Origin of the sequence: Actinospica durhamensis (assembly GCF_018139695.1) — a bacterium.
Taxonomy (GTDB): Bacteria; Actinomycetota; Actinomycetes; order Streptomycetales; family Catenulisporaceae; genus Actinospica; species Actinospica durhamensis.
Genome location: NZ_JAGSOG010000014.1, coordinates 35,591 through 47,957 on the forward strand (window position 1 = coordinate 35,591; position 12,367 = coordinate 47,957).

Here is a 12,367-nt window from a genome sequence, read left to right on the forward strand (position 1 = left end):
CCCCGCGCCGCGCACGCAGAAGGGGTCTTCTCCGCCCAGATTCTCTGGAAGGCGGAGAAGACCCCTTCATCACGTGCGGTGTCAGCCCACGTGTCCCCTCGTCGTCTCAGTCCGCGCCGAGGTGGCTGAGCACCGCCTGATGCGCCGCCCATCCGTCCGGGAACTTCACCGGCACCCCGAGGCGTACCGGCTCCGCGTGGGGGTGCGCGTCGAGCAGGTCGGCGATACCCGCCCGTCCCACCACGATGCACGCGTGCCGGTGCCGGGAGAGCAGCACGCACAGCCGGCCCGTCTCCAGGTGGAACGCGGTGGCGTCCCGGCGCCCGGAGAGCGGATGCAGAACGATCGTCACATCGTATTCGCGGCCTTGCAGCCGGTTGGCCGTGTCCACCGTGACCTCGCCGAGGCCGAGGCCCTCCCAGGCGGGACGTGACAGCGCGGCCCGGATCGCAGCGGCCTGATCCCGATGCGCCGTGCCGATCGCGATGCGGTCCGGCGTCACCGGACGCTCGTAGCCGGCCGAGCGGTCCACCGCACTGGCCCCGCGCTGCACGATCCGCGCCGCCAGCCCCGCGCAGGCGTCCACCGCGTCGCCGTCGGTACGGATCGTGTGCGCCGCCGGCAGACCGTGCCAGGCCCACCCGGTCTCCGCCGCCGACTCGAGCGAGCGATCGTAGGCCGCGTCCGCCGAGTTCGTACCCTTCGCCGTCCGCGCCCCGACCGTCAGGCTCCTGTCCCGCGCCCCGCTGCCCGCCTCGAACGGCGTGAACGGATAGAACGCCCGCGCCACCAGCGGCGCCGCCGTCTCGGGCAGCCGCCACGAGTAGGGCAGCCGATGCACCGGCAGATCAGGGTTGTGCGCCCGCACCACGGCCACCGCGCTGTCGCTCGGATCCCACGGCGAGCCCGCCCAGGCGTCCGTCTCCACCGTGGCGAAGGGGTCGAGCTGCCCCGGATCGCCCACGAACAGCGCGGTCCCCGAAGCGAACCGCGGCGCCACCGCCAGCAGCCCGTCCGAGCGCATCTGGTAGGCCTCGTCCAGGATCGCCCAGGGGAACTCCCCCTCCTTCACCAGCGCCCACTTCGCCGCCGTCGCGATCACCACCGAACTCGCGGCAAGCTCCGGCAGCTTCGCCGAGAACGCCAGGTTGGGCCCGCGCAGCGGAGCAAGCCGCTCCGGCACCTCGTAGTCCGAAGCCGTGAGCCGCCCGAGCGACAAGTCCGGGTGCGCAGTGGCGAGCCGGGCGACCAGGTCGTCGACCTGCTCATTCGTCTGCGCCACGATCATCACCCGCTCGCCGGTCCCGGCCAGCCGCCCGGCCAACTCGACCACCAGCGTCGACTTACCCGCCCCCGGCGGCGAATCGACGATCACCCCGCGGTGCGCCCGCGAGAGCAGGTCCGCGCACACCGCCTCGATCACCGCCCGCGCCTGCGCCGACTTAGCCTCGCTCACGCGCCACCCTCGCCCTCACCGCACCGTCCCATGCCGCGTCCATCGCGCCGCACGCCCGACAGGCTGCGCAAGCACCGGTACGCTCCCCGTTCCCGCGCCACCTTCGCCCTCACCGCACACCGTCCCAAGCCGCGCCCGCCACGCTGCACGCCCGACTCGCCGGCTCGGATGTGGCCGGCTCGGGCGCGCTGCACGCCCGGCACTCCGGCTCGAGTGCGCGGCACGCCCGACTCTCCGGCTCGAGTGCGCGGCACGCCCGACTCGCCGACTCGGATGTGCTGCACGCCCGACTGACCGGTGCCAGTGCGCTCTCCGCTCACTCCCAACCTCCGGTCCCCAGCCCAGCCCCGTCCGCCAACTCGGCCCGAGCCGCCGCGATCCCGGCGTCGTCCACCTCGCTCGCGCCGCGCTCGAGCCCCCAGGCCTCGGACTGGTCCTCCGCCCGCGCCACCGGCGGCCACGGCGGACCCCCGTGCGTCCACGGAGTCTGATCCGCATCCGGCAGCTCCGGCCGGGTACCGCGCTGCTCGGCCAGGAAGGTCGCGTAGCAGCGCTGCTCCCCCACCTCCGGCAGCGACCCGGGCTCCGGCGTCTTGCCCCGGCCCATCCCGCTGAGCAGCTCGAGTTCGACCTCGTACCCGCTGCCACTCCCGCGGTCACCGCCTTCGCCGGTCCCGCCCCGCGCGCCGTCCGCGACCCGCACCGAACGCAGCCGTACCGTCTGGCCGACGCGTACCGGGCTGGCGAGCTTGGCGCCGGGGCGCAGGATCACCTCGTCCTCGGTCAGCAGCCGTACCAGCGGACGCGGCCAGGCCCGCTTGCCCTTGATCTCCTGGCGCTCCGCGTCCACCGCGATGACACGTCCGGCGAACGCCTCGCCGCCGACCCGGTACCCGGCCAGCACCAGCGGATCGTCAATGGCCTGCGACCGGTCGTAGCTCAGCTGCGCCGCCTCGAGATCGGCCAGCCGCCGCGCGGCCGAGACCGCGGTCGGCCGCTTCGGCTGCGGCGGCGCGCCGTCCTCGAGGGCGGTGGCGAAGTCGGTGAACCGCCCGCGGTCCACCTGCCACCGAATCTCGTCCGACGCGGCGACGGGCAGCGAGCGCAGCACGTCGATGGCATGCCAGGCCGTCTCCCAGGTCGGCAGCAGCTGGGCCTCGAGCGCCGACCGGAGCTCCTGCTCGGCCAGCGACACCGCCCGCACGTCGTCCGCGGCACGCGCCAGTTCCTGCGCGCGCACGAGCGGAGCGAGCACGCCGGTGTCGAACGCCGGGTCGGTGACGGGCCCGGCCGGCGGCACCAGGTCGGGGTCCTCCGCACGCAGCGCGGCCTCGGCGCCGGAGAGTCCGGCGGGAGGATCTATCCAGCCGAGCAACGCCGGCAGATGCTGGTCCTCGAGCGCGCTCTGCCCCGTCGCCCAGTGCTGCGCGAGCACCGATGTGAGGGCCAGACAGACGCTGGACCCGGGCATCGCCGCGCGATCCTCGGCGAACCAGGTGAGGTAGCGCCCGAGCAGCGGCACCAGCGGGTCGACCGGATAAGGGCCGTCGATCGTGCGGAAGCGGGACGAGCGCCCGAGCAGCCGCAACGCCTCGATGCCGCCGGAGTTGGGCAGGATCAGCTGCGGCGCTTCGGTGTAGCGCTCCCACTCCTCATGGTTCTTCGTCGCCTCGACGGTCTCCGTGTCCACCCGGCGCGACTCGATGTAGGGAAGAAGCACGCGGGCGAAGGAGGTGAGGAAGGCAAAGCGCTGATCGCGGTTTCGCGGCTGCGCGACCACGAGCAACTCAGGCGTCGAACGCGACGTGCCCACCAGCACGGCCAGCGGCGCGGCCGCCTCGCCGGCCTGCATCACCGGCACCACGACCAGCGGCTCATCCGAGAGGTGGACGTGCCGCACCGCCGCGATCGGCACCGCATGCCCCGCCCGCGCCGCCCGCGCACGAGCCAGCGCCGTCAGTGTGCTCACGACTGCGCCTCGGGGGTGGCGGTCGCCGCGACACCCGCGTCATCCGCGGTCCCCGAGGCGTTCGACCTCTGCGTCCCGACCGACGCGTGACCAGCGGTGAACGGCGCGTCCGCACCCGCCGCCACCGAGTCCGGCATACGCGGCAGCATGTCGACCGCCTCGTCGTACGCTCGGGCGGCCGCCCGCAGCAGACGCGCCGCCTCGTCCGTACCGCCACGTCCGCCACCGCCGTTCACGCCTCGGCCTCCGCCGGACAGACGCGAAGCCGCGGACGCGTCTCCGGCGGCGAGCGCCAGTGCCTCGTCGATCGACTCGATTCCGCCGAGTGCGTCGCGCACCGAGCGGCCGAGCGCGTCGGCCGAGCCGGCGGCCCTGGCCTCCGAGCGGCAGTGGAACGCGAGTTCGCAGCGTGTGACGCACTCCGGCGCGTATCGGGCATCGATCATCGTGAGCGACTTCGACAGCTCGGCCGCCGAGCGGTGCGGATGCGGCGCGTCCTGCGTGGCGCCCTGCCGGTCCACGGCCAGGTCGAAGTCGATCGTCGGGTCGAGCCCGGCCACCAGTGCCTCGATCCGCGGCAGCCGGTCGAGCTGCCTGCTCACCGCGGCGATCTGCCGGCGGACGTCGACGAGGTGCGCGGTCGGCTTGTTGGAGAAGTCCTTCGGGCACACGAGCACGACGTCGCTCGCGACGATGTCGGGGTCCATGCCGAGCGAAGCGAAGAGCCGACGCAGCGCAAGCACGTAGACGGCGGACTGCGTGGCCGCCGCGCCCACCTTCGTCGGATCGGCCTGTCCGTCGATCACGGCGAAGGACTTGACCTCGGCGATGTAGAGCAGTGAGGGCTCGAGCCCCAGCGACTCGGCACCGGCCCCGGTCGCCGCACCGGACCCCGCGCCCGCTCCGGTACGTCGGGCGCGCAGGGCGACGACGTCCGGCTCGACGTACGCGGTGCGTCCCGCCACCTCGAGCGTCAGCAGCGGATGGTCGGCCAGCACCGCCGCACCCTGCGCCACGCGGCCGAAGAGTTCGCGCGTGCGCTGGTGGCGGCTCGCCCGGTCGACCACGACGCCGGCCGCGGCGCCCGACGTCCCGCCCGAGCTCTGCTCGGCACCGAGGTCGACATAGGCGTGTTCGGGCACGTCGAAGGCGAGTTCGGTCCGCAGCAGCTCGATCAGCTGCGTGCAGCCGTCGGCCTTGATCTGCTTCTCGAACATCAACCCGCGGGTGATCGCGAACGGTGACTGTCCGAAGCGCGCCGGGGACCCGATCCGCTCGGCCAGCCGACGTTTGTCGACCCCCGCCGCGTCGAGTACGGCACGTCGGGAGCAGCCCGGGTTGACGGTCAACGCGGCGATCGTGCGCGCGTCATGGCTGCGGGGCGGCACGGGCCCGCGCAACGCGTCGAGCCGCGCGGCCACCGCGGTGCCTGGGGCGGAAGGTGACGTGGGCATTTGCCCAACCACGATAGACCAAAAGAGGCTTGTGGTTCTTGGGAACCCGGCGGGTCGCGACCGCACCCCGGGTGGCGCGCCGGAATATGGCTGAGTGGTACGACGCGCCACGGCCGTTGACGCGGCGTCACGAGCCGACGGGCCGGGTGGCCCATCGACCGTGACGTGACCAAGCCGTGCTGCGCCACGGACGCACGAGAAAGGATGGTCCGCCAGGATGTCCGGCACGATCGAGCTACTCGAGGCCCAGCCGAATCCGCCCGAGCCCGGGACGCTCGCGCTCCTGGCGGCCTTCATCGACGCGGCCCGGGCGTGCGCCAGTGCGTGTACGGCTTGCGCGGCGGGCTGTCTGGCCGAGTCGGACGCGGGCCGGTTGGCCCAGTGCGCGGCCACCTGCCTCGACTGCGCCGACGTGTGCGACGCGGCGGCCAGGATCGCGCTGCGCCCGCTCTCGGCCGCGCGGCGCGAGGCCATGGCGGCGCTGGTACAGGCGTGCGCGGGAATGTGCGAACTGACGGCCCGTGAGTGCTTCCGGCACGAGATGCACCACCAGCACTGCCGCCTGTGCATGGAGGCGAGCCGCGCCTGCCTCGAGGCGTGCGAGACCCTGCTCGAAGCAATCTGACGCGTGCGACCACGCCGAGCACCGGGGAAGACGCAGGTAACGAATACGCCAGGCCGCCAATCGGCCCGGCCACACCGACGGGCTAACGGATGGCCCCGTTCGGTCCTGGCCGCTGCCGGGACACGGCCGTCGGCGGTCACACTGTTGAAGGAACTGTCGGACACTGAGAGGTGGGCCTCGCCGTGAGCGATGCGGAGGAGCAGGAAGGCTACCCCGCCGAGGATGACGGGGTGCTCGATCCGTCCGACTCGCTGGAGACCGACGACCTCGACTACGACCCGCTGGACACCGGCATCATCCCGGCGGACCGCTACCGCAGCATGAGCCTGGTCGGCCTCACCGCGTCCGAGGTCGCGCAGGGGGGCGAGACGCTGGACCAGCAGCTGGCGCAGGAAGAGCCCGACATCGACCCGGCCACACTCGACGACCGCTGGCTGGGCGGACCGGGCCCGCGCGCCGGACGGCTCACGGACGGCGACGGCGAGGAACTGACCGCGGTGGACGTCGGCGTGGACGGCGGCGCCGCCGGGGCCGAGGAGGCCGCGGTCCACCTGACCACGCCCGACCAGGACGAGGCCGCGCAGCTGTCCGACGCGGACGAGAACGAGTCGCTGGAGGACGCGATCCGCGCCAGCGCCGCGGACGACAGCCGCGATGCGGCCCACCGCGACCTGGACCGGTGAGACGTCAGGACCGGTGAGACGTGACCGGGACAGGTGAGACGGTGACAGATGAGACGGCAACAGATGCGGCCGGGACGTAGAGCTCCCCGGTAGGGTCGCCGCCTCCGCCGCCCACAGCGAGTGTCGCCGCCTGCGCCCGAGCCCCGCGCCCCTGTTGCCCGGCCCCGACTCCCGCGCCTGCGCCTGCGCCTGCGCCTGCGCCTGCTCTACGCCTACGCAGCCGCGCCCTGGAGCACCACCTCCAGGGTCTCGTAGCCGCGCAGGACGAGGCGGTCGCTGCGGGTGGGCTCAGCGGCCAGGCGTATCTCGGGGAAGCGTTCGAAGAGCTGGGCGAAGGCGATCTGGGCCTCGAGGCGGGCGAGGCCCTGGCCGAGGCAGTAGTGGATGCCGCCGCCGAAGCTGAGCGAGGTGTTGTCGGGGCGCAGCGGGTCGAAGGTGTCGGGGTCGGTGAAGCGGGCGGGGTCGCGGTGGGCGGCGCCCATGAGCAGCATCACCTGCTCGCCGCGCTTGACCTCCTTCCCGCCCACCTTCGCGCCGTCGGTCAGGGCGGTGCGGGAGGTGAGCTGGACCGGGGAGTCGAAGCGCAGCACCTCCTCCACGAAGGCGGCCACCGGGATCTCGCCCTTGCGCACGCCCTCGGCCACGTGCGGGTGCTTCAGGGCCAGCTCGAGGCCGTTGCCGAGCAGGTTGGTGGTGGTCTCGAAGCCGGCGACGAGCAGCAGGGTGAGGTTCGCGATCAGCTCGCCGTCCGACAGGCGGCCGTCGTCCGCGTCGTTGACCTGCACCAGGGCGCTGATCAGGTCGTCCTCGGGCTGCGCCCGGCGCTGCTCGCTGAGCTTCTCGAAGTACGCGCGCAGCTCGGCGGCGGCCGCGTCGGCGGGGGCCAGCTTGGTCAGGTCGTCGATGAGCTCGAGCGCCACGGTCAGGTCGTGGGCCAGCGGGCGGAACCTGACCCGGTCCTGCTCCGGGATGCCGAGCAGCTCGCAGATCACGGTGACCGGGAAGCGGAAGGCGAAGTACTCCATGAAGTCCACCGGATCGCCCTGCGCGCCGAGCCGCTCGAACTCGTCGAACAGCTCGCCGGCGACGCGGGTGATGGCGGGGGCGAGGCCGGCGATGCGGCGGGGGGTGAACGCGGAGCTGATCAGGGAGCGGACACGGCGGTGGTCGGGCGGGTTCGCGTCCAGGATGGAGCTCGAGATGGTGTGCACCGAGCCGCCCTCGACATACTGGTCGATGACCTCCTGGGGCAGATACTCGAACTCGTACTTGCCGAAGTCGGGCGAGCGCAGCACGCCGTTGATCAGCTCGAATCCGGTGCACACGTGCAGGTTGAACTCGGGGATGGCGAACAGCGGCCCGAGCTGCCGGGCGGCCGCGTAGAGGGGGTACGGATCATCCCGCCCCGGGGGCCTCATCAACGCGCCGAGGATCTCCTGCGGCTCCAACCCCTGCGCCATGTCCGTTACCCCTCCCCGCGTCCACCCGGGCTTTCCGAGCCTTCACCGGTGTAACGGACGTGGTGTCAGGTGAGGTTCCCGGGATCTTCCTCCGGGCGTGTCGCGTGGTCGCCGAGCAGCTCGGGGTCGACCAGCATGGGCAGGCGCATCAGGTTCATCGGCCGACCGTGCTCGTCCGTGGCCGGGTAGAACCGCAGCACCGTCAGCCGCATCAGCAGCCTGACCCGATGGATCAGGAATCCCGCCAGCGGCAGCTCCAGGAACACGGCGGCGGCCAGCGCGGTCCAGATGCCGGGCGTGCCGAGGTCGAGGGCGATGTCGAACCAGGCGTCGCAGATCAGCAGGGTCGCGGAGGCCAGGGCGGCGCCGATGATGGCCTGCCGGCGCCGAAGGCCGAAGTACGCGGTGGCACCGAGGGCGAGCAGCTCGAGCACGTCGAAGCCGAACCAGGCCAGGTCGTAGTGCTGCGCGTTGTAGGTGCGCGGCAGAGTGATCATCAGATAGATCGACCAGGGCAGCAGGAACGCCGTGCAGGCCCACAACAGCTCAAGGCTCAGCCTGCGCCTGCGGCGGACCTGTTCGGGCGTCATGTGCGCGACGCGCTCGGGCATGTTCATCGCGCGGGGACCGCGATCGCCCGGCGTATCGGGCGCCGGCCCGTCCGACGCCTCGTCTGGTGCTCCGTCCGGCGTCTCATCCTCAGTACCCGTGCTCGACCCGGTTGAGCACCGGCTTTCCCTCGACCCAGCGCGTCAGGTTCTCCCGGATCACCCGGAAGCAGCGCTCGTTGTTGTCGGCCACCAGCGAGCCGATGTGCGGGGTGATGAACACACCGGGGGCCGACCAGAGCGGGTGGCCGTCCGGGAGCGGCTCCGGCTCGGTGACGTCGAGGAACGCGCGGATGCCGCGTTCGCGTGCGGCGGCGATCAGCGCGTCGGTGTCCACGCACGCGCCGCGGGCGCCGTTGACGAGCAGGGCGCCGGGCTTCATGGACGCGAGGAACCGCTCGTCGACGAGGTTGCGCGTGGCCGAGGTCAACGGCGTCAGCACGACGACGATGTCGGCCAGCGGGAGCAGCCTCGGCAGGGCCTCGAGGGCGTCGACGCCGTCCCGGGCGGTGCGGGCGACCTTCAGGCTCTCGACGCCGAACGGCGCCAGGTAGCGCTCCACGCACTGCGCGATCGAGCCGTAGCCGACGTAGAGCACCTTCGCGCCCTGCACGACGCGCACCTCCTCCGGCCGCCAGCTCGCCTCGTCCTGCGCGCGCACGTAGTGCGGGATCGACTTGTACGACGTGAGGATCCCGGCGACGAGCAGTTCGGCCATGAGCTCGTCGTAGGCGCCGCGCACCGAGGACAGCAGCACGCCGTGCGGTACCGCATGGACGATGCCGTCCACGCCCGCGGTCTGCGCCTGGACGAACTCCAGGGAGCCGGTCGCGGCCATCAGGGCGCGCAGGTCGTAGGCCTCGTCCTGGAGGTTGCGCATCAGCGGCGGGATCAGGACCTTGACTTCGTCGAGCCGCGGGTCGGCCAGCGGATCCGCCGGGATCTCGAGGACCTCCAGCCGCTCGTCGAGCCCGTCCAGCCACTTCGCGGTGCCCCGCGCCGTCCATACCAGTACGCTCATGGACCCCAGTCTCCCAGGCCGGAAATCCGCCGGACGGCCCGCCGCCCGGCGGATCTCAGAAGATCATCGGATTGTGTGGCGGGAGCGGCGTCGAGAGCATCGTGCTCAGCCGGTCCGCGGCGCCCGGGGTGTGCTCCTCGGCGAGTCCGAGGGCGAGGTAGCGGCTGGCGCTGTAGCCGCCGAGGCTGATCGAGCCGAGGACGTCCACCGGCACGGTCAGGTCCGGCAGGTCCTGGACCCGGACACACTCGCCGCTGCCGTCCGCCGCGCTCTCCACCGCGTACGTGCCGGTCGCGTAGCCGTCCTTGTCCTGCACCCGCAGCACGATGCGGTCGGCCTTGGCGTACGTGCGGGCCGAGAGGAACGCGGCCGGGTCGAGGGGGCGCAGCCACAGGAAGTCCCAGACCTCGCCGGCCACGGCCATGCGGCGGTCGGCCAGCAGGTCGCGCCACAGCGGGTCGAACCGGTCGATCTCCGGGCCCACGACCTCGGTGACCCAGTCGTGATCGGCCAGGTACTTCCACAGCCTGGCCTCGTACAGCGCGTCCGTGGCCATGAGATTGAGCGCGTGGATGGTGTTGTTCGGGCGCTGGTTCACCCACCGCTCGGCGAAGCGGTACCTGGCGTAGCCGACGATCTCGCCGGCGGCGTCCCGGCACAGCGCGTGCAGCACGTCCTGCGGCGCAGTGGCGCCCTCGCGCAGGTCGTGCCCGGTGTCCTGGGCCCAGCGCCAGTAGTCGCGGCTGACCGCACCGGGCTGCTCGGCCCGGATCCGGTCGTAGAGCACGGGGGCCTCGGCCAGCGCGGTGTCGGCGTCGACGAGCTCGATCCGGCCCGGCAGCTCGCGGCGGAACCGCAGGTCGCGGGCGTCCGCCCGCCACTGCGCCGACTCGGTGGCGGGGCCGAAGCCGTAGCGGCCGTAGATCGGGTATTCGGCTGCGATGAGCGCGGCCACGCACTCGCCCCGTTCCCGCGCGGCGGCCATCTCGCCCGCCATCATCCGGCTGAGCACGCCCTGACGCCGGTGCGTGGCGGCGACGCTGACGGCGCTGACGCCGTCGAGGGGGATCCGGCGCAACCCCGGCAGGGTCAGCTCCATCGGGAGGCTGACGAAGGTGCCGACCACACGCTCCCCGTCGAAGGCCGCCCAGACCCGGTCCAGATCGGGGTGCCTGGGTCGGCGGCGGCGCCCGTCCCCCCGGTTCTGCGGAACGTGGAAGCCGATGTCGAGCGCATCGGACCAGCGATCGAACTCGTTCTCGGTGCGGACGGGGCGGACCTCGGTGGACATGTCTCCGACCCTATGCGGCGCGCCCGCGGCGGGCCAATTCGGCTGCTACGTGCGTGGCCTGAGCGCGCCGGCGCCGAGGGCCATCGCGCAGCCGAGCACCGCGACCACGCCGAAGGCGAAGGAGAGCGAGACGGCGGTGCCGAGCGCGCCGATCGAGGGGCCGGCCAGCAGCCCTGAGGTGTAGGTGATGGTGGCGATGCCGGCCACCGAGGACTCGGTGTCCCCGCCGCGGCGACCGGCGGCGGCGAAGGCGAGCGGGACGACGGTGGCGATGCCGAGGCCGAGCGCCGCGAATCCGGCGATGCCGACGGCGGGCTGGCGGGCCAGCACGACGAGCACGGCCCCGGCCGCGGCTATCGCGCCGCCGACGCGCACCGTCGCGACCGGGCCGAACCGGCGCACCACCGCGTCCCCGAGCAGCCGGCCGAGCGCCATGGTGGCGGCGAAGCCGGTCACGCAGTACGCGCCGACGGCCGCGGAGGCGTGCGCGACGCCGGTGAGGTAGACGGCGGACCAGTCCGAGCCTGAGCCCTCGGCGAACACGGCGCAGAAGCCCACGATCCCGATACCCAGCACGGCCTTGGCGGGCAGGGCGAAGCGGGGCGGGCGGATCTGGCCCTCCTTCGCGGCCTCGACCGGCAGCAGCGAGGTGGCGCACAGCGCGATCACGGTCAGGATCAGCGAGGTCACCAGGAATTCGGGCAGGGCACTGATTCCGGCGCCCGCGCACAGCGCGCCGAACAGGCCGCCGACGATGCCGCCGACCGACCACATGCCGTGCAGCCCCGACATGATCGACTTGCCGGCGCGCTCCTCGATGCGCACCGCGTATCCGTTCATCACCACGTCCGCGGCGCCGGCGCTGGCGCCGTAGCAGGCGAGCGCGACGGCCAGCAGGCCCACGTTCGGCATGAGGCCGGGCAGCGCGAGGGCGGCGGTCCACAGCGCCAGCAGCACCCGCATCGCGCCGCGCGGGCCGAGCCGGTGCACCACGCTGCCGGTCGCGGGCATGGCCGCCAGGGCGCCGACGGTGGGTGTGATCAGCACCAAACCGAGCGAGCCGACGGTGGCGTGCACATGCAGGGCGGTCCAGGGCAGCCGGCTGGCGAAGGTGCCGGTGACCGTGCCGTGGACGGCGAACACCAGGCCTATGAGAACGCGGTCGCGCCGGGTGTTCGGCTTCCCCTCCATGAGCATGGATCAAGCCTACCCGCGCCCATCAATGGGCTAGACCAGGAAATCCGAGCCCTGATGGTCATCCAGCGGCTTCGCCGGCCCCGGGACGGTGGGTACGGCGGCGCCGTCCTGGCTGGTCGGGGCAGCCTCGGGGAAGACGTAGGTGTGACAGGCCCAGAATCGAAACAGGGTGCCGAGGATCTGGCCCACCACGAGTTGCGCGACGTTCGTCGCCAGCCGGGAGTCGTCGCCCAGGACGTCCACGGTGAACGAGACGCAGGAGACCGTGATCAGCAGGCCGCCCGCGGACACCAGCACGAACAGGCCGAACTCGGCCCGGGTCTGCCTGCGCTCACGGGCGCGGAAGGTCCACAGGCGGTTGCCCGCGTAGGCCATCAGCGTCGAGAGCGACACGGCTATCGCCGAGGCGACCACGGACGGGGTGTGGTGATAAAGCAGGTTGAGCATGATCGTGTCGCTGAGATAGCCGACCGCACCCACGGCACCGAAGCCGAGCAACTCGCGCCACAGGCGACGCACCAAGCCCACCAACCAGGACACGCTTACGCCCTTTCGTCTCTCAAGGGATTCCACGCACGGGCCCCCGCCATACCTGCCGGAATG

At 72.6% G+C, this 12,367-nt stretch carries 11 protein-coding genes; 2 read left to right on the forward strand and 9 right to left on the reverse strand.

The window, feature by feature from the left end:
- Window positions 1–106 precede the first annotated feature (106 nt).
- From KDL01_RS45115 to KDL01_RS05260, 3 genes are all read right to left on the reverse strand, one after another.
- Window positions 107–1,456 (reverse strand): AAA domain-containing protein, encoded by a 1,350-nt coding sequence (locus tag KDL01_RS45115; protein WP_212527177.1) that lies wholly within the window; start codon window positions 1,454–1,456, stop codon window positions 107–109.
- A gap of 316 nt (window positions 1,457–1,772) precedes the next feature.
- Entirely contained in the window at window positions 1,773–3,425 is a 1,653-nt protein-coding gene (locus KDL01_RS05255) for a hypothetical protein (protein ID WP_212527178.1), read from the reverse strand.
- Window positions 3,422–4,879 carry a hypothetical protein gene (locus KDL01_RS05260; protein WP_212527179.1) on the reverse strand — a complete coding sequence of 486 codons (1,458 nt, stop codon included), beginning with the start codon at window positions 4,877–4,879 and terminating at the stop codon, window positions 3,422–3,424. Before KDL01_RS05260 ends, KDL01_RS05255 begins: the two co-directional genes overlap by 4 nt.
- Before the next feature lie 217 nt (window positions 4,880–5,096).
- On the opposite strand from KDL01_RS05260, the gene KDL01_RS05265 reads away from it, so the two are divergent.
- Both KDL01_RS05265 and KDL01_RS05270 read left to right on the forward strand, forming a co-directional pair.
- Window positions 5,097–5,504, forward strand: coding sequence for a four-helix bundle copper-binding protein (locus tag KDL01_RS05265; RefSeq protein WP_212527180.1), 408 nt, complete (start codon window positions 5,097–5,099; stop codon window positions 5,502–5,504).
- Between the two features lie 182 nt (window positions 5,505–5,686).
- Window positions 5,687–6,187: a DUF5709 domain-containing protein gene (locus KDL01_RS05270; RefSeq protein ID WP_212527181.1), complete on the forward strand. Its 501-nt coding sequence runs from the start codon at window positions 5,687–5,689 to the stop codon at window positions 6,185–6,187.
- Window positions 6,188–6,399: 212 nt separating this feature from the next.
- Here KDL01_RS05270 and KDL01_RS05275 read toward each other — a convergent pair whose 3' ends face one another.
- The 6 genes from KDL01_RS05275 to KDL01_RS05300 form a co-directional block, all read right to left on the reverse strand.
- Window positions 6,400–7,635, reverse strand: coding sequence for a cytochrome P450 (locus KDL01_RS05275; RefSeq protein ID WP_212527204.1), 1,236 nt, complete (start codon window positions 7,633–7,635; stop codon window positions 6,400–6,402).
- A 77-nt stretch (window positions 7,636–7,712) separates the two neighbouring features.
- Window positions 7,713–8,264, reverse strand: a complete 552-nt coding sequence (locus tag KDL01_RS05280) for a hypothetical protein (RefSeq protein ID WP_212527182.1) — start codon at window positions 8,262–8,264, stop codon at window positions 7,713–7,715.
- An 82-nt stretch (window positions 8,265–8,346) separates the two neighbouring features.
- Complete coding sequence (locus KDL01_RS05285; protein ID WP_212527183.1) at window positions 8,347–9,276, reverse strand: NAD(P)-dependent oxidoreductase; 930 nt, start codon at window positions 9,274–9,276, stop codon at window positions 8,347–8,349.
- A gap of 55 nt (window positions 9,277–9,331) precedes the next feature.
- Window positions 9,332–10,567, reverse strand: coding sequence for a GNAT family N-acetyltransferase (locus KDL01_RS05290; RefSeq protein ID WP_212527184.1), 1,236 nt, complete (start codon window positions 10,565–10,567; stop codon window positions 9,332–9,334).
- A 45-nt stretch (window positions 10,568–10,612) separates the two neighbouring features.
- Window positions 10,613–11,764 (reverse strand): MFS transporter, encoded by a 1,152-nt coding sequence (locus KDL01_RS05295; protein ID WP_212527185.1) that lies wholly within the window; start codon window positions 11,762–11,764, stop codon window positions 10,613–10,615.
- Window positions 11,765–11,794: 30 nt separating this feature from the next.
- On the reverse strand, window positions 11,795–12,304 hold the full coding sequence (locus KDL01_RS05300) for a GtrA family protein (protein WP_212527186.1): 510 nt from the start codon (window positions 12,302–12,304) through the stop codon (window positions 11,795–11,797).
- Window positions 12,305–12,367: the final 63 nt, after the last annotated feature.